The organism is Enterococcus sp. AZ009 (genome assembly GCF_050548785.1).
Classification (GTDB): Bacteria; Bacillota; Bacilli; order Lactobacillales; family Enterococcaceae; genus Enterococcus_D; species Enterococcus_D entomosocium.
In genome coordinates this window covers 3052572-3076614 of sequence record NZ_CP172960.1, presented here as the reverse complement: position 1 = coordinate 3076614, position 24043 = coordinate 3052572, and the positions used below count along the sequence as shown (strand labels likewise).

The 24043-nt window shown below is 43.1% G+C and carries 21 protein-coding genes; 18 read left to right on the top strand and 3 right to left on the bottom strand.

The annotated features are described in order from the left end of the window. Positions 1-126 precede the first annotated feature (126 nt). The 12 genes from IGJ74_RS14575 (at position 127) to IGJ74_RS14520 (ending at position 14498) form a co-directional block, all read left to right on the top strand. Positions 127-2007 carry a BglG family transcription antiterminator gene (locus tag IGJ74_RS14575; protein ID WP_087664640.1) on the top strand — a complete coding sequence of 627 codons (1881 nt, stop codon included), beginning with the start codon at positions 127-129 and terminating at the stop codon, positions 2005-2007. A gap of 3 nt (positions 2008-2010) precedes the next feature. After that, positions 2011-2796, top strand: coding sequence for a tyrosine-protein phosphatase (locus IGJ74_RS14570; RefSeq protein WP_008380628.1), 786 nt, complete (start codon positions 2011-2013; stop codon positions 2794-2796). Positions 2797-2811: 15 nt separating this feature from the next. Beyond that, positions 2812-4077, top strand: coding sequence for a PTS sugar transporter subunit IIC (locus tag IGJ74_RS14565; RefSeq protein WP_087664641.1), 1266 nt, complete (start codon positions 2812-2814; stop codon positions 4075-4077). Between the two features lie 28 nt (positions 4078-4105). After that, positions 4106-4405, top strand: coding sequence for a PTS sugar transporter subunit IIB (locus IGJ74_RS14560; RefSeq protein ID WP_034872120.1), 300 nt, complete (start codon positions 4106-4108; stop codon positions 4403-4405). 1 nt (position 4406) lies between these two features. Beyond that, positions 4407-4748, top strand: a complete 342-nt coding sequence (locus IGJ74_RS14555) for a PTS lactose/cellobiose transporter subunit IIA (RefSeq protein ID WP_061053195.1) — start codon at positions 4407-4409, stop codon at positions 4746-4748. A gap of 156 nt (positions 4749-4904) precedes the next feature. After that, the gene (locus IGJ74_RS14550) at positions 4905-6245 is read left to right on the top strand and encodes a hypothetical protein (protein WP_194188172.1); all 1341 of its coding nucleotides are present in this window, start codon (positions 4905-4907) and stop codon (positions 6243-6245) included. Positions 6246-6462: 217 nt separating this feature from the next. After that, positions 6463-7827, top strand: a complete 1365-nt coding sequence (gene guaD / locus IGJ74_RS14545) for a guanine deaminase (protein ID WP_087664643.1) — start codon at positions 6463-6465, stop codon at positions 7825-7827. Positions 7828-7867: 40 nt separating this feature from the next. After that, on the top strand, positions 7868-9151 hold the full coding sequence (locus IGJ74_RS14540) for a uracil-xanthine permease family protein (RefSeq protein ID WP_086317423.1): 1284 nt from the start codon (positions 7868-7870) through the stop codon (positions 9149-9151). Between the two features lie 328 nt (positions 9152-9479). Further along, positions 9480-10097, top strand: coding sequence for a LysM peptidoglycan-binding domain-containing protein (locus IGJ74_RS14535; protein ID WP_087664645.1), 618 nt, complete (start codon positions 9480-9482; stop codon positions 10095-10097). A 288-nt stretch (positions 10098-10385) separates the two neighbouring features. Continuing rightward, positions 10386-10787: an MmcQ/YjbR family DNA-binding protein gene (locus IGJ74_RS14530; RefSeq protein ID WP_228100702.1), complete on the top strand. Its 402-nt coding sequence runs from the start codon at positions 10386-10388 to the stop codon at positions 10785-10787. A 229-nt stretch (positions 10788-11016) separates the two neighbouring features. Beyond that, positions 11017-12726, top strand: coding sequence for an ABC transporter ATP-binding protein (locus tag IGJ74_RS14525; RefSeq protein WP_005234099.1), 1710 nt, complete (start codon positions 11017-11019; stop codon positions 12724-12726). A 2-nt stretch (positions 12727-12728) separates the two neighbouring features. After that, entirely contained in the window at positions 12729-14498 is a 1770-nt protein-coding gene (locus tag IGJ74_RS14520) for an ABC transporter ATP-binding protein (RefSeq protein ID WP_005234100.1), read from the top strand. 208 nt (positions 14499-14706) lie between these two features. On the opposite strand, the gene IGJ74_RS14515 is transcribed toward IGJ74_RS14520, so the two are convergent. Next, the gene (locus IGJ74_RS14515) at positions 14707-15024 is read right to left on the bottom strand and encodes an RNHCP domain-containing protein (protein ID WP_008380645.1); all 318 of its coding nucleotides are present in this window, start codon (positions 15022-15024) and stop codon (positions 14707-14709) included. 514 nt (positions 15025-15538) lie between these two features. On the opposite strand from IGJ74_RS14515, the gene IGJ74_RS14510 reads away from it, so the two are divergent. Further along, positions 15539-15856, top strand: a complete 318-nt coding sequence (locus IGJ74_RS14510) for a hypothetical protein (protein WP_008380648.1) — start codon at positions 15539-15541, stop codon at positions 15854-15856. 107 nt (positions 15857-15963) lie between these two features. Here the strand turns inward: IGJ74_RS14510 and IGJ74_RS14505 are convergent, their stop codons facing one another. Beyond that, entirely contained in the window at positions 15964-16755 is a 792-nt protein-coding gene (locus IGJ74_RS14505) for an L-threonylcarbamoyladenylate synthase (RefSeq protein ID WP_016612737.1), read from the bottom strand. 325 nt (positions 16756-17080) lie between these two features. Here IGJ74_RS14505 and IGJ74_RS14500 point away from each other — a divergent pair, with 325 nt between their 5' ends. Together IGJ74_RS14500 and IGJ74_RS14495 are read left to right on the top strand one after the other, a co-directional pair. Then, on the top strand, positions 17081-18001 hold the full coding sequence (locus tag IGJ74_RS14500) for a cation transporter (protein WP_016612736.1): 921 nt from the start codon (positions 17081-17083) through the stop codon (positions 17999-18001). A gap of 58 nt (positions 18002-18059) precedes the next feature. Further along, positions 18060-18896: a YitT family protein gene (locus IGJ74_RS14495; RefSeq protein WP_005234105.1), complete on the top strand. Its 837-nt coding sequence runs from the start codon at positions 18060-18062 to the stop codon at positions 18894-18896. Between the two features lie 97 nt (positions 18897-18993). On the opposite strand, the gene IGJ74_RS14490 is transcribed toward IGJ74_RS14495, so the two are convergent. Beyond that, a complete protein-coding gene (locus IGJ74_RS14490) occupies positions 18994-19662 on the bottom strand; it encodes a GntR family transcriptional regulator (protein ID WP_005234106.1) in 669 nt (222 codons plus the stop codon). Between the two features lie 189 nt (positions 19663-19851). On the opposite strand from IGJ74_RS14490, the gene IGJ74_RS14485 reads away from it, so the two are divergent. Genes IGJ74_RS14485 through uxaC form a run of 3 tightly spaced genes read left to right on the top strand, consistent with a single transcriptional unit; the run spans position 19852 to position 23932 of the window. Beyond that, positions 19852-21447: a mannitol dehydrogenase family protein gene (locus tag IGJ74_RS14485; RefSeq protein ID WP_218192930.1), complete on the top strand. Its 1596-nt coding sequence runs from the start codon at positions 19852-19854 to the stop codon at positions 21445-21447. A gap of 3 nt (positions 21448-21450) precedes the next feature. Next, positions 21451-22527: a mannonate dehydratase gene (uxuA, locus tag IGJ74_RS14480; RefSeq protein WP_061053189.1), complete on the top strand. Its 1077-nt coding sequence runs from the start codon at positions 21451-21453 to the stop codon at positions 22525-22527. A 16-nt stretch (positions 22528-22543) separates the two neighbouring features. Continuing rightward, positions 22544-23932: a glucuronate isomerase gene (uxaC, locus tag IGJ74_RS14475; protein WP_194188170.1), complete on the top strand. Its 1389-nt coding sequence runs from the start codon at positions 22544-22546 to the stop codon at positions 23930-23932. The last annotated feature ends 111 nt before the right edge of the window (positions 23933-24043 follow it).

The window sequence follows — 24043 nt, the reverse complement described above, 5'->3', positions numbered from 1 at the left end:
TTTTTTGATAAGAAGCAAAGCACAAGGCAAGCAACTTCTTGTAGAAATTTCCCTTAATGAAAGGGAAGATATACCTATGGAGGTTGCTTGGGTTTGACTCTAAACTAGTAAGCGAGGGAGAGAGAGATGGAAAAATTAAGCCTATTGTTGTTAAGAACACTTTCGGAGCATGACGGTTTTATGACGAGTAAAGCGGCTGCTGCCGAGTTGGGTGTTAGCAGAAAAACCGTTCGCCGTTATGCAGAAGAAATCAACCAGCATCAAGAACGATACGGTTGTATGATTCAAGCGAAAAAAGGGAGTGGGTTGTATTTACAAATAACGAACGAAGAAGCTTTTCAGCGAAGGAAAGAACAAGCGTCCCACAATGACGACTTTGTTTCTAGAATTATTGAATTCTTTATTCAAGAAGAAACGTATATTAAATCCGAAATGCTTTGCGAACGCTTATTCATTTCTCAGAGTAAGCTATCTCAAGAATTGAAAAAGCTGCGACGGATACTAAGCCATTACCAGCTCTCCATTCAAACGAAGCCGTATTACGGAATGAAACTTAGCGGTAGCGAATTTGACTTGAGACGGTTTATGGCTAGTAATTATTTGCAAAGAACCCATATCAAGCAGTTAGAAGAGGGCACAATCAGCGAAGATACACCGTCGCTTCTTCACCAGCAGATAAAAGCCATCGTTTCGTCGGAGTTTTCGCAAAAAGCCTACCCCATGTCGGAGGCTATTTTGAACAATCTGGTGAATCATTTAGCGATCGCTGTCTTACGCATGCAAAGCGGCCGCTACTTAGATCGAAACCTACCGATCAGCGGCAGGACCAATGATGAACAGACATTACTAGGAGAGCGAATCATAGCCAGAATTGAAAAAGAGTGTGCTGTACATTTTACCGAATACGAGCGAAATTATGTTTTAGGGCAAATCGTTGGCAAACGAGTAGTCCCTAGAAATGAAAAGATGACTGTTTCAGATGAAGCAGCAGAATTGGTCAGCAAAATTTTAAAAGCGATCAAGGAAAGCCGCCAAATCGATTTCAGTAAGGACTTGGATCTGCAAACGATGTTGATGTTGCACTTTGCTCCGCTGATCGATCGGATCGAATTGGGGATCGAGCTGAAAAATCCTTTGTTGAATGAGGTGAAGGTACACTGTAATGTCGCTTATGATTTAGCCATTATTGCCGGTCAAGTCATTGCAAAGCAATTTGAAAAGACCGTCAGTGATCATGAACTCAGCTATTTGGCGATGCACTTTGATGTGGCTTTAAATAAGAAAGATTCGCAAACACAGCGCAAGTATATTTTAGTGGTCAATGACCTCGGCCGAGCGGCCAATACCTTCCTTAAAGAGAAATTTGAGTTTTATTTTCGCAATTATATCAAGAAAGTCACGGTATGCAATCCTTATGAATTTTTGCAAATGATCGAAGAGCAGGAGTTCGATTTTATCTTTTCTTCGATTCCACTTCCTTACGAAGGAACGATTCCTGTTATGAATGTTGATTATTTTATGCAACCGGATATGATCAAAAAGATCGAAGCCGCATTGGCCGCTATCTTCACAGAAGAAGTGCTTTTGAACTACTTTAAGGAATCGTTATTCATCTGTGAACAAGAATTTGAAACAAAAGAAGCGGTGTTGCATTTTTTATGCCAACAAATCAAAGAACAGTATTCAATGCCTGAGAATTTTGAAACGTTGGTTTTTGAACGAGAAGCCTTTTTTGGAACCGATTTCTTACCGTCAGTCGCTTTCCCTCATCCCAATGCGCTGATTGGTGCAGAAACGGTGATTGCCGTTGCAAACTTGAAAAAGCCAGTGTTCTGGTACAAACAGACGGTTCGTCTCGTTTTCTTATTAGTGATTGCTGAACAAGATCACTTAAAAGTGAAACCGCTGAATGATCATTTGATCAAACAATGTTCTTCGTTTGAAAAAGTAAACAAACTAGCTGCGACAACGGACTTTATGACGTTCATTAATTATTTAAAGGAGTAGTGTATGACAAATGAAAAAGTAACCTTAGAAGGTGCGTATAATTTTCGCGATTTTGGCGGCTATCGGACCAAAGAGGGCAAATACGTAGTGACTGGAAAACTATACCGCTCAGACGAATTGAGCAAATTGACAGAAGCTGATCAGAAAAAATTAGCAGCTCTGGGAATTGAGAAAATTATTGACTACCGCAATGCCCAAGAAAGAGCAGACAATGAAGACAAACCCATTGGGAATGCTCAGATACTTTATTTGACGCCAATTGCTGATATTGCTGCTTTAGCTTCTTCAGAAGAAGGGGAGCCAATGGCGCTTTCTGCAGAAAAAATCACCGCCGAAGTTGCAAAAGAATTGATGATTCGGCAAAATTATGAATTTGTTGAAAACAGTCAATGCAAGACCGTTTTTAAAGAAGTATTGGCCATTCATTTGGAAGCTGAAGGTGCAGTGGTTCAGCACTGTCGTGGTGGCAAAGACCGCACCGGGTATGGGGTTGCCCTGATTCAGTTACTGTTGGGTGTCAGTTATGAAGAGGTCATGGAAGATTACCTGCTGACCAACGAGTACAAAAGGGAGAAAAATACCAAGAGTCTCAAGCAGATACAAGAAGAAACGAACAACCCCGATTTTGTGGCAGCAATGCGATACTTCAAAGAAGCTGATCGGTGTTTTTTACAAACCGCTTTGGATTTGATTGAGGCTCATGGGGGGATTGAAACGTATGTAAAAGAAGAACTGGGTTTTTCACAGCAGAAAATCCAGCTGCTTAAAGATAAATACTTGCGGGATTAAGTGAAGGAGGACCTTATGAATACACTGAAAGATAAAATACTAGCTGCAGCCGTTCAAGTACAAAACAATATTTATATGAAAGCCATTGCCAATGCAATGATGGGCTTAATGCCCGTCATGATGATCAGTTCCATTGCTTCCTTGATCAATGCGATCGACATTGGGGCAACGCAACAGATAATGGAACAAATTGGTGTGAAAGCATTATTAACCCAAGTCAACTCGATGACGATCGATGTCGTTTCCGTTTATGTCGCCTTTCTAGTTGGCTATAAATTAGCCGAGCATTTAAATGCGGATCAACTAAATGCCGGTATCATGAGTTTGGTATCATTTTTGATCTTGAGTCCGATTTCGACTTTAGAAGAAACCCGTACGATGGAGTTGTCGACCCTTGGCTCCGGTGGGATGTTTGTCGCCATGTTTGGCGGATTGTTGGGTGCCAGGATTTACATTTTATGTGTACAGAAGAATTTGATGATCAAAATGCCGGATTCGGTACCGCCGATCGTCAACAAATCCTTTGCAGCGATCGTGCCAGCAATTATTGTTTCAGCCATTATGGGCATCATTTATGTGGGCATGGCGGCAACTCCTTACGGCACACTGACAGATATGATCTATACTTGGGTACAAGCTCCATTGACCTTGCTAGGAGCGAATATTTTTGCCTGCATGATCATTGTGGCGTTTATCGAATTTCTTTGGTTCTTTGGCATTCACGGAGTGTTGGCTGTTTATCCGATCTTGATGTTGGTCTTTTACCAACCAGCGCTTGATAATCTGGCGGCATACAGTGCCGGCCAAGCATTACCACATTTGTTTACGATTGGGTTTATTTTGAACAATCGCGGGGCTCGTTCATTTGCAGTCGCTTTACTGGCTATTTTTGGCTGCAAATCAGAGCAACTAAAAGCCGTTGGTAAAATTGGATTGATCCCTTCCATGTTTGGTATTTCTGAGCCAATCAAATTTGGGATTCCTCAGGTGATGAATATCAGAATGCTGCTTCCCTTGATGTTAACACCGGCTGTTTCCGTGTTGTCAGCATATCTCTTAACAATTGTCGGCTTTTTGCCTTATCACAATGGAGTCAATATCCCGACTGGCTTTCCGATTATTTTCGGTGGCTTCTTAGTGAATGGCTGGCAAGGGATCATTGCACAATTGATTCAATTTGTCTTATGTGTCATCATCTACATCCCTTTTATGCGTCTGCAAGACAAAGCAGCACTAGCTGAAGAAAAGAATCTGCAAACCCAAGCGGCAGTCGTTGAGTAACAAATAACGAGAAAATGGAGGAAAAATGATGAAAAAAATAGTGTTAGTTTGCGCTGGCGGCATGTCTACTGGCGTCTTAGTAAATAATATGAAGAAAGCAGCGCAAGAAAAAGGAGAAGCGGTGGCGATCGATGCGTTCTCCATTGAATCTGTCACGACTGCAGCAAAAGATGCTGATTGCGTACTGTTAGGACCGCAAGTTTCTTACCGATTAAATGAAGTCCAAGGCTTAGTTGCTTGTCCAGCAGCCAGTATCGACATGCGCACCTATGGCATGATGGATGGAAAAAAAGCATTGGAACAAGCACTTGAACTAATAGGAGAGTAGAATGGAAGAAAAAGAACAAATTTGTTTTCAGATTATCTCGCAAGCGGGTATGGCAAGAAGTTGCTTTTTTGAAAGTATTCAAAAAGGAAGAGAAGCCCAGAATCTGGCTGCACTGCAAGCAATCGAAAAAGGAAAAGAACACTATCATGAAGCCCATTTGGCACATCGGAAGTTAGTTCAACAAGAAGCTCAAGGGGACAAAGTTTGGATGTCCTTACTATTAAGTCATGCGGAAGATCTTTTGATGAGCGCAGACATCATGAGTGAGCTTGCAAAAGAGTTTCAAGGGTTATATGAAGAAATTCAGGCAATTAAGCAAACGATTCAGTCTACTGGCTCCTAGCCGAAAATCGCAATAAGAAAAAGAAACGAAGTGTCAGTCTTTTGACAATACACTTGGTTTCTTTTTGCTTAAATTTGGCACGCAAGTTGACAGGATTGCTTGAAAGTGTAGGATAGAAGAAAGATGGAACTTTAAATCAAGGCAAGGAGTCGGACGATGAAAGTTTTAAAATCCCATACCGCACTTTTGATCATCAGCAATACGATCACGATCATCCCGTATCTTTATTTCTTATCTTTGAGCAAAGAGCAGTCGCTAAGTGCAGCATTAGCCTTTGCGCTCTTTTATACCTTTCGCATGACAGGGGTCTTTTTCTTACAGACGCTTACGGCGCTTTTTGCACCATCATTGTTAGCAGCAAGTGTCTTGATCGGCGGCGCCGGCGCATTGGTAGGTATCTTGAGCACTTGGTGGAGCGTGGCACTCTTGCCAGCTGCTGGTTTGTTGGGGATCAGTGCTTCTTGGCTGCCGCCAGCTGATCTGATGGTACGACAAAAAGCCAAGCTCACTGAACAGCCGCTGAAAAATGATTGGAAGGAGGCGCTGTTCTTTCTTTTTGTTTTACTGTTTGCCTTACGGTTGCCTGATGACCTTCAAGGCGTTGGCCTATTTGGCAGTTATTTTGCACTCTTTGTGCTGGCAGCTAAGAGTAGTCAAACCTTCAACAACCTCCCAAAAAGACCGTTGATGCAGCGCAACCAGTTATTCAACAAGCAGTTTTTGTTGTATTTCTTTTTCTTTCTCTTACTGTTTGGCTTGCGAGCAGCCAGGCTGATCAAGTCGAATGCCCTGTTTGAGTGGGCGATTACTGGCTTCTTGTTTCTCTTTGCTTTGCTGCTGATCACTTTAACGAAACGCAGCCGCTCGTGGAAACAGCCGCTTCACTTGAACATCCTCACCTTTATTCGGGGAGTGATCGGTAACTTTCTTTTTCTTTTCGGCTCGGTCTATGTTACCGGTCGATTTGGGGCACAAGTGCTTAGTACTCACGTTTACTTGCCTTATGCACTGGGCCTTTTTGGCGCAATGTTTCTCGGAGGAAAACTCGCACGCTTGCTAGAAAAACAGTTAGTACCGGCGTATTTGCTTGGATTGATGGTTGGTGTTCTTCTATTTAGCAGCGATCTTTTGATCCCAATAAGTTTATTTGTCATTAGTTTCTTTAATGCGGGATTGAATCAATGGCTCACGAAACAGTATTTGGCGGCAAAACCGGAAGCAATTGAACAGCAGAGCTTAGCCAAGTATGCCACACAAAGCAAAGGGAGTCTGGTACATCAATTTCTTTTGATGACACTCCTATTTGTTATTCTTCGTTTTGAACATCAGCCGCTGGCTTTCTTGTTTCAGCTATCAGGAACGACGGCAACGAATCAGACCTCAAGGATCCAAAGCTTTTTAGAGCCAGCAAAATGGGGCTCGATTGCAGGAGTACTCTGTTTGCTAGTAGGTGGACTGGTGGTATTTTATCGGCAACTAAAGAAAACAAAAGTATAAGCGTCGTTAACTGACACTGTCTTATTTCTAGACGGTGTCTTTTTTTGAAATCGCATAAAAACCGAACGTTTATCGTTTTATCTTTCTTTATGATAGTGAATTTTATTGCACTATTTTCGAATAGCGTTAAAATAAGAACATCGTGTTAGTGAAAAAGGAACATTAAATGAACGGCTTTTTCCTGACAATGTCTTAGAGAACGGGGGAAATCAAACAAATGGCAACCATTCACTATTTTAAAGGAGATGTTTTCCATACGCCAACTGATGGAAAACTAGAATATATAGAAGAAGCTTTGATTCAAGTCGATGACGCAGGGATCATCACGAAAGTCACTGCCAAAACAGATCAAGGGTATGAGGCAGAGCTGGCAAAAGCATCAGAGAATCTTCAGGCTTTATCTGAAGGCCAGTGCTTTTTACCAGGGTTTGTCGATCTGCATGTCCATGCACCGCAATGGCCGCAAGCAGGGATCGCGTTAGATGAACCGTTAAATGTCTGGTTAGATGAATGCACGTTTCCGCTGGAGGCAAAATATGCCGATCCAGCATTTGCCAAAGCTGTCTATCAAGATTTGGTGGCACAGCTATTGGCAAGAGGAACGACAACGGTTCTTTATTTTGCAACGATCCATCTAGAAGCGAGCCTTCAATTGGCGAAGATTTGTGCCGCTCTTGGTCAACGGGGATTAGTCGGAAAAGTCGTTATGGACGATCCTCAAGCCAATCCTGCTTTTTATCGGGACGCATCAACAGAAGAGGCATTAGCGGATACAGAACGTTTTATTCAAGAAGTACAAGCAATCGCAAAGACCGCACCTCAAGGCGTTTATCCTGTGGTTACTCCGCGATTTGTCCCGAGCTGTACCGATGAAGGCTTGGCAGGGTTAGGCGCATTGGCTCAAAAATATGATGTCCATGTTCAGACCCACTGCAGTGAAGGGCAATGGGAACATGACTTTGTTCAAGAGCGATTTGGCAAAACGGATACCGAAGTGCTGCAAGATTTCGGCTTGTTGCGAGAAAAAGCAGTGATGGCTCATGGCAATTTCATCAGCCCAGCTGACGGCGCCCGTTTTGTCGAAAGCGGCGCCGCAGTTGCGCACTGTCCCATCTCAAATGCCTACTTTGCCAATGGTGTGATCCCAATCAAGCGCTTGAAAGAGCAAGGGGTCACGATTGGTTTAGGAACGGATATCTCCGGCGGTTTTTCACCGAGTTTGTATGACAACATCAAACAAGCTGTGATGTCTTCGAGAATGTTAGAAGATGGCGTGGATGTCACGCTTCCTCAAAACACACGAGGAGTAGCCGATTCTCGTATATCCGTGATCGATGCGTTCTCATTGGCGACAAAAGGCGGCGGTGAGGCACTGAAATTACCAGTAGGTGTCATCAAAGAAGGGTATGCGTTTGATGTGCAAGTGATCGATACGCGACAAAAAGAAAATCCTTTGCCTGACTTCGGTGTGTTCACCTCACCCGAAGCAAGATTACAAAAAATCCTGTACTTAGCAACGATGCAAAATATTCGCCAAGTCTGGGTCCAAGGAAAAAAAGTACACGAAAAACGAGGAGAATGAGACAGTGGAATCAACGAAAAATAAACATTTAACGATCGGAATGAATGAAGACATTCCCTTTGGTCAAGCAGTACTTTTAGGGTTGCAGCATGTGTTGGCAATGGACGTGTATGTGCCGCCATTTATTATCGCAACGGCGGTGGCGATGTCCTCTTCAGATGCATCAGGTTTGATCCAATCGACCTTTTTAGGAGCAGGGATCGCTTCTTTGATCCAAGTCCTCTTTTTCTTGAAATTACCCGTATGTCAAGGGCCATCCTTTGTCCCCGTTGGAGCGATCATCGGTATTTATTTTGGTGCCAACGGCATGGACACGGTGTTAGGAGCCAGCATCGTAGGTGCCACAGCAGTCATTTTACTAGGTTTTACGGGCATTTATAAGTATATCGTTCGTCATTTTATTCCTACGATCGTCAGTGGAACGATCATTATGATCGTTGGGTTGACATTGCTGCCAACGGCCTTTACCAGCAATATCTATCCTGCCACTGAAACACTAAGTGCCAATCAAAACATGTTGTTGGCTGCGATTACTGCGGCGATTTTGATTTTGTTTTCCATGTTAGGCGATTATTTTCCGGGAATGGGAAAATACTTCCGAATCAGTTCGGTCATTATTGCTTTGGTTATCGGTACCGTGATTGCTTCCTTTATGGGGGGCGTTGATTTTCAGTCGGTGGCGGATGCTTCTTTCTTTAGTCTGCCAAAACTGGTATTTCTAAACTATGGCCTGCACTTTGATGTTTCAGCGATCTTAACGATGCTAGTGATCTATATGGTGCTCCTAGCAGAAACAACAGGTACTTGGTATGCGGTCAGTTCCGTGACAGAAGAACCTGTTACGGATGAACAGATCAATAAAGGCGTGATCGGCGAAGGATTAGGCTGCTTGGTTGCCGCCTTAGTAGGAACGACCCCTGTGACTGGTTATTCTACCAATGCAGGGATCATTTCGATCACCGGGGTTGCTAGTAAAAAAGTCTTTGTGATGGCATCCGTCTGGTTTATCCTATTGTCCTTCATGGGGAAACTTTCAGCCTTGATTCACGCAGTACCTTCTGCTGTCATCGGCGGCGTGTTCGCGGTCGTCTGTGTCATTATTTTGTTGAGCGGCTTTCGGGTCATTAAGAATGAAGAGTTTTCCGAGCGTGAGTTGTATATTATCGGGGTACCATTGATTATTGCCATCGGCTTGTTGTTTATGCCAGCAGAAATCAAAGAATCTGCGCCTCAATTCTTACAATATTTATTAGATTCACCGATTGCTTTAAGCGCTATTGCGGCGATCGTCATGAATAAATTGATCCCAGTGAAGAAAAAATAGGAAGTAAATGAGGAATGAGACCTTGTCTCGTTCCTTCTTTTGTTACAAATCTGTGTAAAAAGAGGGTTTTTTGTAATATAGGAAAGGTTTTCTAAGGTTAACTGGTTTACCTAGAAACAAAATAACTGTAATGTTAAAAATTACAGCAGATAAAAGCTTGATATGATAGTCTTTTTCAATTCTTACGAAACGTAAGGCAACTGTCGTTTTCGTAATCATCTGTAATGATTTCTTTACCTATGAAATATTCTTCGGTGTTAGACTTGTTTATGCGCTTGAGTCATCTCAAATGACGCAAAATGAGTTTCAAAGAAGGAGATTTAATTATATGAAGTCTTTAAAAACTGTTTTACTTAGTACAGCTGTCCTTGCCGGTTTCGGCCTTTTCTTAGGTGGGAAAGACGCCTTTGCAGACGAACAATACACTGTTCAATCTGGTGATACATTATCAACAATCGCTACTAACTTTTACGGTTATAGCTCTGATGATACGATCAATGCGATCGTTGAAGCAAACGAGATTGCTGATAAAAACTTGATTTTTGTTGGGGAAGCATTGATCATCCCTACAGATGGCACTGCCACTTATACAGAATCTGCAAACACGACTGCTGCAGCAAGTGTACAACAACCAAGTGAACCAGCAGCTTCACAATCAAGCAACACACAATCTGCTGCTGCAAGCACACAAAGCAGCTCAAGCTACAGCTCTTCAGCTAGCGGCTCAGAAGCTTCAGCAAAAGAATGGATCGCAAACAAAGAATCTGGTGGTTCTTACACAGCGACAAACGGACAATACTACGGCCGTTACCAATTAACCAACTCTTACTTAAATGGTGACTATTCAGCTGCTAACCAAGAAAAGGTTGCCGATGAATATGTTGCATCACGTTATGGTTCTTGGTCTGCTGCCAGAGCATTCTGGGAAGCAAATGGTTGGTACTAAGATTCTAAAATGAATCTTGTCCATGACATCTAGTAATCAATTGCCCTTATTGGCGAGTACATCTTACTCGCTGATAAGGGGTTTTTTTGTATCTTCTGAGACAGATGAATGAATGTAACGCCGCATGCAGCTCTCAAGAGTCATTTTCAGGCGACATGCCATTGATAAAAAATCCCTTTTTACACGGCAACCATGTATAATAGTAGGAAATAGAGCAGAAAGCGATTCAATCTGTCAAAATTGAGACAGAAAATGACGGTTTTGATAGTAGAAAGTGAGGGAAACACAATGAGTACATCGATTGAAGAAAAAATTGCACAAAAAATGCAGCGATTTCAAGCATTTGGGGAAGGCTTGCCGGGAGCCAAAGTCTATTACCGCGAAGATTGGGATGCAATCTACTTTGATTTAGTAGGAAAACAGTTTGGGATCATGAGTCCGCAAGCAGAAGAAACAGCATTTTTGACTTTGAAAAATCTGCCCGAGGTCAACGAAACGCTGCGAGAGCAATTTCCTGACGTCATCATTCCAGGGTATTATGCCAATAAGACCCATTGGAATACCATCAAGTTGGTATCTGATGCCTTGATGGAAGAAAACATCGAACAAATGATTTTGGTTTCCTACGATCTAGTCAAACAAAAACTGACAAAAAAACAAAAAAGTGAGCTGGAAAACAGCGAATCGTAAGTCAAAGATTTAGCGACAGAAAATAAGGAAGACCCTATTGAGGATCATCATAATCCCTTTATCATTCATTATTTTCGCCAACATTTATGCAATATTTTCAAAGAGCTTTCATGAAAGCTCTTTTTGTTTTATTTGTTCGCTTGTTTCTAGCCGTAATCCATGGTAAATTGTTTTGCAACCGAAATTTTTTGGCAGTCTTTTCTGCTGAACACAAAGGAGTGGTACGTATATGGATCTGGTCTTACGCCATGTCAAAAAGTACAAAGCGGCAACCAGCATTGCCTTATTATCGGTCATTTTAATGGTCGTTGCTGCATTATGGCAGCCAAAGCTCTTGCAGCAAGTGCTAGAATCAATTATTACTGAAAACAATGATGAAATGAAAAAAATTGGTGTGCAGTTGATTGGGCTAGCATTGCTAGGCCTTGTTGCAGGGATCATCAACACGGTTTTTTCTGCGAAAGTGGCGCAAGGCGTTAGTGCCGATATTCGGGAAGAGATGTTTCGGAAAATCCAGACATTCTCATTTGGAAATATCGAAACCTTCTCAGCGGGAAATCTTGTGGTGCGCTTGACCAATGACATCACGCAAATTCAAAACTTAGTGATGATCTCGCTACAATCGTTGTTTCGGATCCCGTTCTTATTTATCGGTGCCTTCATTTTGGCGATGACAACCATGCCGCAACTGTGGTGGATCATCGTCTTACTGATTATCGCTGTCCTAGTGATTACGGCACTATCCTTTACACGGATGGGCAAACACTTTATGATCATCCAGAACTTGATCGACAAAATCAATGGGATTGCCAAAGAAAATTTGATGGGGATTCGTGTGGTGAAATCTTTTGTTCAAGAAGACAACCAACTGCAAGGCTTTTCTAAAGTCAGTGAAACGTTAACGAAGCATAATATTATTGTAGGAACCCTGTTCTCTGTAATGATCCCCTCCTTTATGCTGGCGGCCAACTTAGCAGTGGTCGGCGCGATTTTCTTTGTCAGTGATCTAGCGAAAGATGACCCAACTTTGATTGGGGGAATTGCCTCATTCATGAATTATTTGATGCAAATTATGATGGCGATCATTATCGGCGGCATGATGATGATGATGACTTCACGGGCTGCAGTTTCGCTAAAACGGATCAAAGAGATTCTAGATACCGAACCGGATCTGCAATACCAAGATGTCCCAGAACAAGAATTGTCTGGAAGTGTCGCTTTTGAAAACGTCAGCTTCCGTTACCCTGGGGATGAAAAAAATGCCCTAACGGCTATCAGTTTTACCATCAAACCTGGCGAAATGATTGGGATCGTAGGAGCGACTGGTGCCGGCAAATCAACACTGGCGCAACTGATTCCCCGTTTGTTTGACCCAACAGAAGGTGTCGTGCGGGTTGGCGGTGTTGACTTGAAAGAAGTCAATGAACAAAGCTTGCGTAAAACGGTCGCTTTTGTCTTGCAAAAAGCGATCCTCTTTTCAGGAACGATTGCCCAAAACTTACGGCAAGGGAAAAAAGATGCCTCAGAGTCTGAGATGTCTCGCGCAACAGAAATCGCTCAAGCCAGCGAATTTATTCAAAAATTGACAGCGGGTTTTGAAGCGCCGGTCTCCGAGCGCAGCAGCAATTTTTCTGGAGGACAAAAGCAACGCTTATCGATTTCTCGAGGCGTGATCGGTGAACCGAAAATTTTGATTTTGGATGATAGTACGAGTGCATTAGATGCTCGTTCGGAAAAATTGGTTCGCGAAGCGTTTGAAAAACAATTAAAAGACACGACAACAATCATTATCGCGCAAAAGATTGCCTCTGTTGTGAAAGCCGACCGCATCTTCGTTTTAGATAATGGACGTTTGGTTGGTGAAGGAAGCCATGAATTTTTAGCCAATAACAATGCCATCTATCAAGAAATCTTCGCAACACAGAAAGGAGAGGAGTAACCATGACAGATTTGTTCAAAGCGAGTAAATTTTTCTACCATTACTTAAAACAATACAAGTGGTCGTTTCTATTCATTTTTGTGACGGTGATTCTGGCAACGTATCTGCAAGTACAAGCGCCAGTCTTTATCGGAGAAGCGTTCCAGGAATTGGCGAATTATGTTGGCGGTTTGATGCAAGGGGTCGATGATAAATCGGCTTTTCTATCGATCATTTGGAAACTGTTGATTTTTTATGTCTTAGCCAGTGCAGCCAATTTTGTCTATAGTATCTTGTTCACGCAAGTGGTGGGGAAATCAACCAACAGAATGCGGATCGGTTTATTTAATAAACTGGAAAAATTGACGATCAAATTCTTTGATTCTCATCAAGACGGTGATATTTTGAGCCGTTTCACCAGTGACTTGGATAACATCCAAAACAGTCTGAACCAAGCATTGTTGCAAGTGCTGACCAATGTAGTCTTAATGGTGGGGATCTTGATCATGATGTTCCGTCAAAACGTTGAATTGGCATGGGCAACGATTGCTTCTACCCCGATTGCGGTGTTGATCGCGGTGATCGTGATCCAAAAAGCCCGCAAATATGTCGATCTGCAGCAAGATGAAGTCGGAAAATTAAACGGCTATATCGATGAAAAAATCAGTGGTCAACGAATCATCATCACCAATGGACTGCAAGAAGAAACCATCGATGGTTTTCTGGTCCACAACCAACAAGTCCGGGAAGCTACCTACAAAGGGCAAGTCTACTCTGGGCTGCTTTTCCCCTTGATGCAAGGGATGTCCTTGTTGAACACGGCAATCGTGATTTTCTTTGGTGGCTGGTTAGCATTGAACGGTGACTTAGAACGTTCCGTTGCTTTAGGATTAGTTGTGACCTTTGTCCAGTATTCGCAGCAGTATTACCAACCATTGATGCAGATCTCTTCTGGTTACAGCATGATTCAGTTGGCGATCACCGGTGCGCGCAGAATCAATGAAATGTTTGATGAACCTGATGAGGTCAAACCAAAAGACGGGATCAAAGTGAAGGGCATCAAAGAGGCGGTTGCTTTGAATCATGTGGACTTTGGGTATGACAGTCAAAAATTGGTCCTAAAAGATGTGTCGATCACGGTCAACAAAGGCGAAATGGTCGCATTGGTCGGACCGACTGGTTCAGGAAAAACGACCATCATGAACTTGTTGAATCGCTTCTATGATGTGAATGGTGGTTCTGTGACCTTTGACGGCATCGACATCCGGGAGCTAGACTTGGATCTGCTGCGTTCTCAAGTGGGAATCGTTTTGCAAGAATCCGTGCTGTTCTCAGGGACGATTCGTGAAAACATTGCTTTTGGGAAACCAGAAGCGACCGAAGCAGAAGTCATTGCAGCAGCGAAACAAGCCAATATCCATGAGTTTGTTATGACGTTGGAAAAAGGCTATGACACGGAGATCACCGAAGAGAACAATCTTTTCAGTACTGGTCAAAAACAATTGATGAGTATTGCCCGAACGATTTTGACCAATCCAGAATTGTTGATTTTGGATGAAGCCACCAGTAATGTTGATACCGTGACCGAAGCGAAAATTCAACGAGCAATGGATGAAGCAATCAAAGGACGAACCAGTTTTGTGATCGCCCATCGCTTGAAGACGATTTTGAATGCCGATCGCATCGTTGTCTTAAAGGACGGCGAAGTCATTGAAGAAGGCAATCACCATCAATTGGTGGCGGCTGACGGCTTTTATGCGGAACTGTATCACAATCAATTCGTTTTTGAATAAGCGCAAACCAACGTAAAATCATCAAGAAGACACTAGCAGGACAGCCCGCTGATTTCGTCAACCAATCGACGAGACAGCGAGCTGTTTTTTTTAGGTTAAAGTAAGCACTTCTTATGACGACAATGTCTATTAGCAGTTAGTGGTATAAGGGGGCCGTTGTTCTGATTACCAAAAAAGACCAGCCTGAAGCATGGTCTTCTTTGGCTGTTTAGTGATACGCAGCGGTTTGAGCCAACCACTCAATAAAATGGTCAGGCTGTTGCGTATCCTGTGCCACGATATTCCACTGCTGGTTTTTGCAGCGAGTGCATTGATGCAGCAGCTGATAGCCTTTTTTGGAATGTTGGCGATAATCGATGGGTCGCATCAGGCCATGGCAAGTATTTTGACGATCACCCGGGCGAATATCCACGTGTAACGAGTAGAGACACTGAGGACAATGGTTGCGGTAAGAACCATTGGTCAAGGGTGCCACAGGCGTACTGCAGTTTTTACAAACAAAGGTCGTATTTTCACCTTTTCTCATTTTGCTTTCCTCCAAAAGAATGATTTCTTTTGAGAGAAAAGGGTTCCGTTCGTTCTTCATCAGGCTTCTTTGGCTAGGGACACATTCACCGTCCGTAACGATTACTTCTGCTTCCAGCTTCATGCGATTTCGCAATCCGTACCACGCTTAGTTTTTTCGTTTTGTGCTAAGCACTGTGTTGCGGCAGCCCACAACCCAGCAGTAAGTGTAGTCCAAAGTCACTGTCATTGGCGTCGTCCCCTAGAAAGCAATTGAGGAATGCTTTTTCATAGAGTCCCTCCTATGTGTTTATGAGGGGATTATAGCAGAAATAGAGTTGGAATTCTATGACAGAGAAAACCTGATCGTAATTTATCTCCTTTTTTATCTTTAAAAACAACAAAATGTAGATTATAATGCTAATTTATGACAAAATGTTCGTATGTAGGTTTCGCTCAATTTTATTTTGGTCACTGAAGAAGAGACACGGAATCACAAAATGGAGGAAGGATGACCTAACGAAAGGAGAACAAAAATGTTTGGTACGAACAAGAAATCTGAAAATTCGAATGGCACACAAGGCAAGAAACGAAAAAAGCGTTTGACTGTAGAAGACCTGATCAACCAGTATATTGTAGAAAAAGAGGTTCATGAATTGAGTGAGGAACTGTCTGTTCAGATCTTTAATGACTTATCTGCACACCGAATACATTTCATGGAGATCCCCAACCTTAGTTACAAAAATCTCGGAGCAGCTATCCAAATCGACCAAAACTGGATTAAAATCAAGCAACAAGATACGATCATCAAACAACAGGCACAGATCATTCAGCTTTTGAAAGAAACACGATAGAAGAAAAGTATTTTTTTCTATTGAAAAACCGAAGAACGAGCTGAGCGTTTTTCCTTGAATAGGAGGGCCGTTAGCTGGTTCTTCGGTTCTTTGTTGACGATGAAAGATTAATAATACTCCCCGTGGCGATAGTCCCATGAGTTGAAGTGATCAGAAAGGTACATTTGGATTTTTTCAACATCGAGTCCTTTACGGATCAAGACAGGTGCGGGAGTGATGGAGCGTTGGTCTCCTTGCTCTGGAATCAAGTTACCGTCTTTATCAACGAAAGAAACCATGACTCCTTGTTCGTAGCGGGTTTCCAGCGTTTTGTCTGGTTGGATCGATGCAACATAGTCGTTGCCTTCAATGATTAGATCGGCTTCTTGCGCGATTTGTTCGCCGATCCCTTCAACAAGTCCGCGGTTTCCTTTGCCTGAAGGGTTCGCTGAGCTGGCGAAAAGCAATTTCTTTTTTTGATCCCAAAGTTCTTTTGAGATCTGCTCACCAGGGACACCGAATTTGATCACGAAACAGCTGGTTCCCCGAACGTCCGTCATCAATTCTTCTGAACCATCTTTTGGGATATAGGCTTTTCCTGATTCTTTCCAAGGCAAAATCGCACCGAATAACACGTCATTGTTCCAACACGTTTCATAAACGGCGGCGGTTTCCGCATTTAATTCGGCTAATTCATGTAGCTGCTCCAATGAGCTGCAAAGAACGACACCTGGTTTGTTACGCTTGCGATTCTTTGCTGAAAACTTGCGTTCCAGCCCTTTTTTATCAGAGACGGCAATGATATAGCCGACTTTGGTTGGGCAGACGATCACTTTGCCTTCTTCATTCAAATAGTTGATCGCTCGTTGGTTTGGTTCTCCTGTCCATGGGACTTGTTTTGTTTCATTCACTCTCTTCATCCTCCCTGTCTTCCAATGAATCGCCGTTATGAAAAATATAACGGAATATTCTGAAAATTCTGATTGAATATGGTTACCCTTGATGATAAGGGAATCAATCCGCGTAGTCAAGGGGATTTACACCAGAATGTAAAAAGAGTGGGATAGAAAGATCGAATATGCATCACTAGAGAATAGAGTGAATGATTGACAGCAATACTATTTTTTTCCGCTTTGTATGAAAAAATTGACTGTTTTTTATGTTATTTATATGGGAAGATAGGCTTATAGATAGAAGAATGCAATCAAATTGATAGTTTCTTTAAAAAAAAGAAAGAGGAGTATCATGAGTGAAAAGAAAAAAATACGCAAGCTTTTGCTGGCATCGATTGTCGCTGGGAGTATCTATGGCGGCGGTGCCTTGCTTTTTGGGTTACTGGTCAGTTATAACGTCCTCTTGTTAGATGGTGTTTATACATTGATTGGTGCAGTGATGTCACTGATTGCTTTGTATGTGGCAAAATATATCCAAGCCCAAGACTTTGAACGTTTCCCATTCGGCAAAGAAGCGTTGATGCCGTTGGTTGTTTTTATTCAATATAGTATCATCTTGCTGATCTCAATTTATGGAATCATTGAATCTGCTTTTAGTTTATTACACGTCAGTGATGGCATGATTGATCCAATCGGTTTGTATTTCTCGCTGATTGGTACGATCTACTGTTTCTCTTTTTACTTGTACTTAAAAAAGAAACCACTGACTCATCCCTTTTACTGGGTAGAACTAGAACAATGGCGTTTCGGCTTTTTCTTTAGTCTGGGTGTCGTCGGTTCATTTCTTGTGTCATGGCTGATTCAAGCCAGTCCCTATGGAAATTTCGCGATGTATGTCGACCCAATCATCTCCATCGGGATCACCTTGTTCTTTATTCAGCTTTCGATTAAAGAGTTGAAAGCGGCCATTCTGGAATTGACTTCTTCAACTCCGAAAGAAGAACTACGAGAGTCCATCATGACGATCGTTGAAAAAGAACTGCGCGCAGAAGAAGTGGTGGACTTTGTGTTACGTACCGCCAAAGTCGGCAATCAAGTCATTGTGGAATTAGATGTGGTGATTTTACCTGCAACACCTCTCGATACAGTTGGGCGGCAAGATCCCTTGCGAGAACGATTGAATCAAGCAATCAGCCAACAGATTTCCGGTTATTCCCTCTGGCTAAACATAAATTTTGTCGGTGACATCAAATGGGCGTATAGTGAGGAGTAAGAATGGCTGCAAAGCGGCTTGAATAAACCGTGAAAATGACAGAGAAAAGAGGAAACAAATGACAATTCTGAAAACCTATGGAAAAATCACCGCAGCACTTTTCTTGTTAGCGGCAAGCATCAATTTATTTTTAGGCCCGCATCATGTGGCAGCTGGCGGTGTCAGCGGAATCGGTATTTTATTAGAGTCAGCCCTCGGTTGGGATCGAGCGGCTGTGATCATGGTCTTGAATATTCTCATGCTTATTCTTGCCTATGCCTTTTTAGGGAAGGGGCCTTTTTTGAAAGTCCTCTATGGTAGTTTTGCTTTTCCAGTAGCAATTGCTTTAGTCCCAGAATATATGGTGGCTGAAGATCGGCTGCTTTCCGTGATATTTGGCAGTGCGATTTTTGCTTTAGGAGTAGCGATTTTGTACAAAAATCAATCTTCTAGCGGTGGTACAACGATTCCACCGCTGATTTTCAAGAAATACTTTAATTTGAATCCAGCGATTGGCTTGCTGGCGACCGATGCGATCGTGGTCTCCATGAACTTGTTCGTTTTCGGGTTTGAAGAGTTCTTGTTTGCGATATTATCGATCGTGATCACCTCTGGTGTGATGACCTACATTGAAACGGGCTTTAACCGGAAGAAATCCATCATGATCTTAAGTGAGAACCACGTGAACGAGATTCGAGAAGCAGTCTTTGATAAAACAGCTCGTGGTGCCACACTATTGGCTGCCCAAGGCGGCTACCAGCAAGCAGACAAACAAGTACTGTTGATCGTGGCCAGCGACCAAGAATTTATGCAGATCAGACAAATCATTGAGACCATTGACCCAAAAGCGTTTGTGATCGTCAATAATGTCTCAGAAGTACTGGGCCAAGGCTTTAGTTATCACCCAATCGAATGAGCGTATTCTCGCTTGTTCAGCGTATGAAACCACCCTCGTCAAGTAGGCAATCTACTCGACGAGGGTGGTTTTTAAGGTCCATGATTTTCAAATAGCTTTACTCCGTAAAGTAATCGGGAAAGGCCTTTTCCACAAAAATCAAATCGTTATCAATGACATCAATGTGTTGTCCGACCAAGGGAGCAATTTTGGCTTGGTCTTTTTCTTTTAAAGTGGCTAAGATTTCTTCGTGATCCCGCAAAATAATTTCCCAAGACAATTCCTCCACCTCTAAACGTAAGAAGCGGAAGCGATTTAAAGGCAGATTGATCGTTTGTAGCCAATTCCAGACATTTTCTTTGTCGGCGATTTTATAAATCAACTGATGGAAGGCCTCGTCGAGTTGGAAAAACTCGATTTCATCCTTCAATTGGGCATAGGTCCGCTGCAAAATAACGAGTTTTTCTAGTTCTTTCAGCTGCTCTTCTGTAATGGCTTGGCAGGCCGCTACGAATACTTCTTTTTCAAGCGTCTCTCTGACAAAACGAGCTTCTTCAATTTGTTTGATACTGATTTTAGAAATATAGGTGCCGCTTTGGGGAACGACATGGATCAGTGCTTCACGGCGCAGACGAATAATTGCTTCACGGATCGGCGTCCTGCCAATGGTTAGCCGTTGCTCCAATTCCTTTTCAGATATTTTTTGACCGGGAATCAGTTTGGCGGTTAAAATCAACTCTTTGATTGATTCATAAGCTTGTGATTGAAAATTTGTAGGGTTCAACATAAACGCTTCTTTCTGTATCAGGCATTCAATTACCTTCTAAAGAAAAACTATGAAGGAAGGTGCCTAGGGATAGTTTTGAGTAATAAAACTAGTATATAAGTTGAATAACCTTTTGTAAAGGCTTGCAATTCAGTATAGAATGAACTAGAATACTAATATATCAGTTTTTAAGAAAAAGGAGGAAGTAGGATGTTTGATTTTGCTGCCTTGAAGCAGGCAGGAGTTACGATGCCCATCGTTCCCAAAGAAGTGACGGATCAATCAGATACTCAGTTTCAATGGTTACACTTTGGTGGGGGAAATTTGTATCGGGCATTTCACGCAGAAGTAGCCCAAACGTTGATCGATCAACAAGCGCTGACAAAAGGAATCGTAGTTTGTGAAACCTTTGATGAACAGGTGATTGATCAAGTATATGCCCCTTACGAGAATGATATTTTAGAAGTGGTCATGCATGAAGGGGGACGGTTGGAGAAAAAATTGCTCCAGTCAACGGCGGCTAGTTATTATTGCCATCCTTCCCGTGCTGCGAGTTATGAGCAAATACGCAAAGTATTTCAGGAGCCGTCACTACAGTTGGTTACCGTAACGATCACAGAAAAAGGCTATGGCTTAAAAGACAGTCAGGGGAAATTTTTACCTGTCGTACAAGCGGATCTCGCTGCGGGTCCCCATCAGGTCAACCATACAATGAGCATTTTGGCTAGCTTTTTATGGGATCGTTTTCAATCAGGGGCACTTCCGATCGCTATGGTTTCCACCGATAATTTTTCGCAAAATGGGCTCCGTTTCCAAACGGCGATTGTCACCATTGCAAAAGAATGGCAAAAGCTGGGGCATGTTTCAGAAGCGTTTGTCCGATACTTAGAAAACAACGCGCAGGTGACGTTTCCGTGGTCAATGATCGATCGGATCACGCCAAATCCTTCAACAGCAGTTGCAGAAGAATTAGCAGCAGCTGGGATCGAGCAGCTGCCAGTCATCCGTACAGATAAAGGAACGAATATCGCTCCGTTTGCTAACACAGAGACGACTCATTACCTGGTGATTGAAGATGATTTTCCAAATGGTCGCCCGAATTTGGATAAAGCGGGGGTGATCTTGACGAGTCGAGAGATCGTCGACAAAACCGATAGTATGAAAGTCACAACTTGTTTGAATCCACTGCATACCGCAATGAGTTTGTTCGGCTGTTTACTCGGTTATACATCTATTGCTGCGGAAATGACCGATCCAGATATTGTTGCTTTGATCAAAGGAATCGGCTATCGTGAAGGCTTGCCGGTAGTGGAAGATCCTGAGATCATTCAGCCAAAGAAATTTATCGATGAGGTGGTGGGCCTTCGTTTACCCAATCCGCTGATTCCTGACACTCCACAGCGGATCGCCGCAGATACCTCACAGAAAATCGCCATCCGTTTTGGCGAAACCATCAAAAAGTATGTGGAGAAAGAAGGCTCGGCTTCTGAGCTGACTTTCATTCCCTTAGCGATTGCAGGCTGGTTGCATTATCTATTAGCGATCGATGATGAAGGCCATCCATTTGGCCCAAGTCCTGATCCCCTCTTAGCAGAATTACAAGAGATTTTACGTGAGTGTCAGTTAGGGACAGCCGCCGATGTTCAAGGGATCATTCGACCAATCTTAGCAAATCCGCAGATTTTTGGTTTGGATCTCTATCAAGCAGGAATCGCTGAAAAGGTGGGTCACTTGTTCGCTAAGATGCTGGCAGGAACCGGCGCAGTCCGTAAAACATTACATGAAACAGTAGAAGGGATCGAATAAAAAATGGAAATGACATTTCGTTGGTATGGAAAAGACTACGATAAAATCAAGTTAGCAGATATCCGTCAAATTCCTGGAATGAAAGGCATCGTCGGCACACTCTTTGATTTGCCTGCTGGGGCAGTTTGGCCGAAAGAACGGATCAAGGCGCTCGTGGAAGAAGTCGAAGCAGTTGGCCTTTCCCTGAAGGTGATCGAAAGCGTCAATATTCATGATGACATCAAGATTGGCTTGCCTTCGAGAGACCTGTATATCGAAAACTACAAAAAAACGATTCGTAATTTGGCAGCATATGGGATCGAAGTGATCTGCTATAATTTTATGCCGATTTTCGATTGGATCAAAACGGATCTCGATTATCGCTTAGCCGACGGTTCTTCTACGATGGCATTTGAAAAAGCAGGGATCGACAAAGACCCAGAAGAGATCGTCAAAGAAGTTGAGGAGTCAAGCTCTGGCTATACCTTGCCAGGCTGGGAACCAGAACGTTTGGCACATGTCAAAGAATTGTTTGCTGCGTATAAGGATGTCGATGATGACAAATTAAGAGAAAACTTTGCTTACTTCCTAAAAGCCATCATTCCCACCTGTGAAGAGGTCGGCATCAAGATGGCTGTTCATCCAGATGATCCTCCCTATTCGATTTTTGGTCTGCCGCGTATCGTTAAAAACCGCGATGATTTGGATTGGGTCTGCAACGTGGTCGACAGTCCGTCAAATGGTATCACACTTTGTACTGGCAGTATCGCCGAAGACCCAGCCAATAATGTCTATGAGATTTTGGCTGAGTTTTGTCGCCGGGATCGGATTCCTTTTGCCCATGTTCGTAACATTCAATACTTGGGCAATGACAAAGACTTTTATGAAGCACCGCATCTCTCCTCTGAAGGCTCATTAGACATGTATCAGATCCTAGAAGCGATGTACAAAAATGGCTTTGACGGCTACATTCGACCAGATCATGGGCGAATGATCTGGGGAGAAACGGGACGTCCAGGCTATGGCTTGTATGATCGGGCGATCGGCGCTTCCTACTTATTAGGGTTGTGGGAAGCCATCGACAAGAGCGTGGGGCGTTAAGAAAAGGAGCGAAGAAATGTTTTTAACTGACGATTTTATTTTGAAAAACAGCTTTGCCAAACAGTTGTACCATGAGTATGCAAAAAAGCAGCCGATCATTGATTACCATTGCCATTTAGAGCCGAAAGAGATTTTCGAAAACCAAAACTTCACCAATCTCACCCAAGCGTGGCTGGCGGGGGACCATTACAAATGGCGCTTGATGCGTGCCAACGGTGTTGCAGAATCTTTGATCACTGGCGATGCTGACGACTACGAAAAATTCTGTGCTTGGGCGCAGACCTTGGAGGCTTGCATTGGCAATCCATTATATGTCTGGACCAATTTGGAATTGAAGCGAATCTTTGGTATTGATGAGCGATTGACACCAGCCAATGCAGCAAGCATTTGGGAAAAAGCCAATCAACAGCTGCAAACGAAGGAATTTTCACCACGAGGGCTGATCAAAAAGATGGCTGTTGAGGTGATCTGTACGACGGATGATCCCATTGATTCGTTGACGTATCATCAAAAGCTGGCAGAAGAATCCTTTGCCGTGTATCCTACCTTTCGTCCTGACAAAGCAATCAATCTGCAGAATCCAGAATTTCCAGCGTACCTTAAGCAATTGGCTGCAGCTGCGAGCAAAGAGATCACTAGCTATCAAACGCTGGTTGAAGCATTGACCGTGCGTATTTCCTACTTCCAGCAACAAGGTTGTCGTTTAGCAGATCACAGTCTGTCACGTCTTGGAGAGGAAGCTTATGATGGCGCTGCACTTGAAGCGATTTTTCAAAAGCGTTTGACCACTGAGACACTGACTAATGAAGAAATCAGACAGTTTCAAACCGGCTTGCTGATTGACTTGATGCGCCAATATGCGAAACAAGGCTGGGCCGCGCAATTGCATCTGATGGCGACTCGCAACAACAGTCAAAAACTTTTCCAACAACGAGGACCTGATAGCGGCGGTGATGCGATGGGGGACGACCGTCTAGCGAACGGCTTAAGTCGGACATTGGCGCAGCTTCAGGCGGAAAGCTTACTGCCGAAGACAATTTTGTATTCACTGAATCCCAAAGATTATCCGGTGTTGACTGCGCTGATGGGGGCGTTCCAAGAAGAAAGCAAAGGTAAGCTGCAATTAGGCTCTGCTTGGTGGTTCAATGATACGTATTCTGGCATGCGGCATCAGTTGACGACCCTAGCAGAAGGCGGGATTCTCGGAAACTTCGTCGGCATGCTGACGGATTCTCGCAGCTTTTTGTCTTACCCACGCCACGAGTATTTCCGGCGGATTTTGTGTCAGGTGATCAGTGAATGGGTGGAAGACGGACAACTGCCAGCAGATGAAATGTATTTAGGGCAGATCGTCGCAGACATCTCCTATCACAATGCGAAAACCTACTTTGATTTTCCAAACTAATGACTACTCGATTCGTTCTTGGCTTGCTAGAGAAGGAATCGAGTGTTTGGATGGCTATTGCTAAAGTTGCGTCTGGTCATTTACTATTGGCAGGGAATCCATTACTATGAT

Bases quoted from the DNA above. Each gene is read 5' to 3' on its own strand.
- IGJ74_RS14575 (WP_087664640.1), top strand. From the start codon at position 127: ATGGAAAAATTAAGCCTATTGTTGTTAAGAACACTTTCGGAGCATGAC.
- IGJ74_RS14570 (WP_008380628.1), top strand. From the start codon at position 2,011: ATGACAAATGAAAAAGTAACCTTAGAAGGTGCGTATAATTTTCGCGAT.
- IGJ74_RS14565 (WP_087664641.1), top strand. From the start codon at position 2,812: ATGAATACACTGAAAGATAAAATACTAGCTGCAGCCGTTCAAGTACAA.
- IGJ74_RS14560 (WP_034872120.1), top strand. From the start codon at position 4,106: ATGAAAAAAATAGTGTTAGTTTGCGCTGGCGGCATGTCTACTGGCGTC.
- IGJ74_RS14555 (WP_061053195.1), top strand. From the start codon at position 4,407: ATGGAAGAAAAAGAACAAATTTGTTTTCAGATTATCTCGCAAGCGGGT.
- IGJ74_RS14550 (WP_194188172.1), top strand. From the start codon at position 4,905: ATGAAAGTTTTAAAATCCCATACCGCACTTTTGATCATCAGCAATACG.
- guaD (WP_087664643.1), top strand. From the start codon at position 6,463: ATGGCAACCATTCACTATTTTAAAGGAGATGTTTTCCATACGCCAACT.
- IGJ74_RS14540 (WP_086317423.1), top strand. From the start codon at position 7,868: ATGAATGAAGACATTCCCTTTGGTCAAGCAGTACTTTTAGGGTTGCAG.
- IGJ74_RS14535 (WP_087664645.1), top strand. From the start codon at position 9,480: ATGAAGTCTTTAAAAACTGTTTTACTTAGTACAGCTGTCCTTGCCGGT.
- IGJ74_RS14530 (WP_228100702.1), top strand. From the start codon at position 10,386: ATGAGTACATCGATTGAAGAAAAAATTGCACAAAAAATGCAGCGATTT.
- IGJ74_RS14525 (WP_005234099.1), top strand. From the start codon at position 11,017: ATGGATCTGGTCTTACGCCATGTCAAAAAGTACAAAGCGGCAACCAGC.
- IGJ74_RS14520 (WP_005234100.1), top strand. From the start codon at position 12,729: ATGACAGATTTGTTCAAAGCGAGTAAATTTTTCTACCATTACTTAAAA.
- IGJ74_RS14515 (WP_008380645.1), bottom strand. From the start codon at position 15,024: ATGAGAAAAGGTGAAAATACGACCTTTGTTTGTAAAAACTGCAGTACG.
- IGJ74_RS14510 (WP_008380648.1), top strand. From the start codon at position 15,539: ATGTTTGGTACGAACAAGAAATCTGAAAATTCGAATGGCACACAAGGC.
- IGJ74_RS14505 (WP_016612737.1), bottom strand. From the start codon at position 16,755: ATGAAGAGAGTGAATGAAACAAAACAAGTCCCATGGACAGGAGAACCA.
- IGJ74_RS14500 (WP_016612736.1), top strand. From the start codon at position 17,081: ATGAGTGAAAAGAAAAAAATACGCAAGCTTTTGCTGGCATCGATTGTC.
- IGJ74_RS14495 (WP_005234105.1), top strand. From the start codon at position 18,060: ATGACAATTCTGAAAACCTATGGAAAAATCACCGCAGCACTTTTCTTG.
- IGJ74_RS14490 (WP_005234106.1), bottom strand. From the start codon at position 19,662: ATGTTGAACCCTACAAATTTTCAATCACAAGCTTATGAATCAATCAAA.
- IGJ74_RS14485 (WP_218192930.1), top strand. From the start codon at position 19,852: ATGTTTGATTTTGCTGCCTTGAAGCAGGCAGGAGTTACGATGCCCATC.
- uxuA (WP_061053189.1), top strand. From the start codon at position 21,451: ATGGAAATGACATTTCGTTGGTATGGAAAAGACTACGATAAAATCAAG.
- uxaC (WP_194188170.1), top strand. From the start codon at position 22,544: ATGTTTTTAACTGACGATTTTATTTTGAAAAACAGCTTTGCCAAACAG.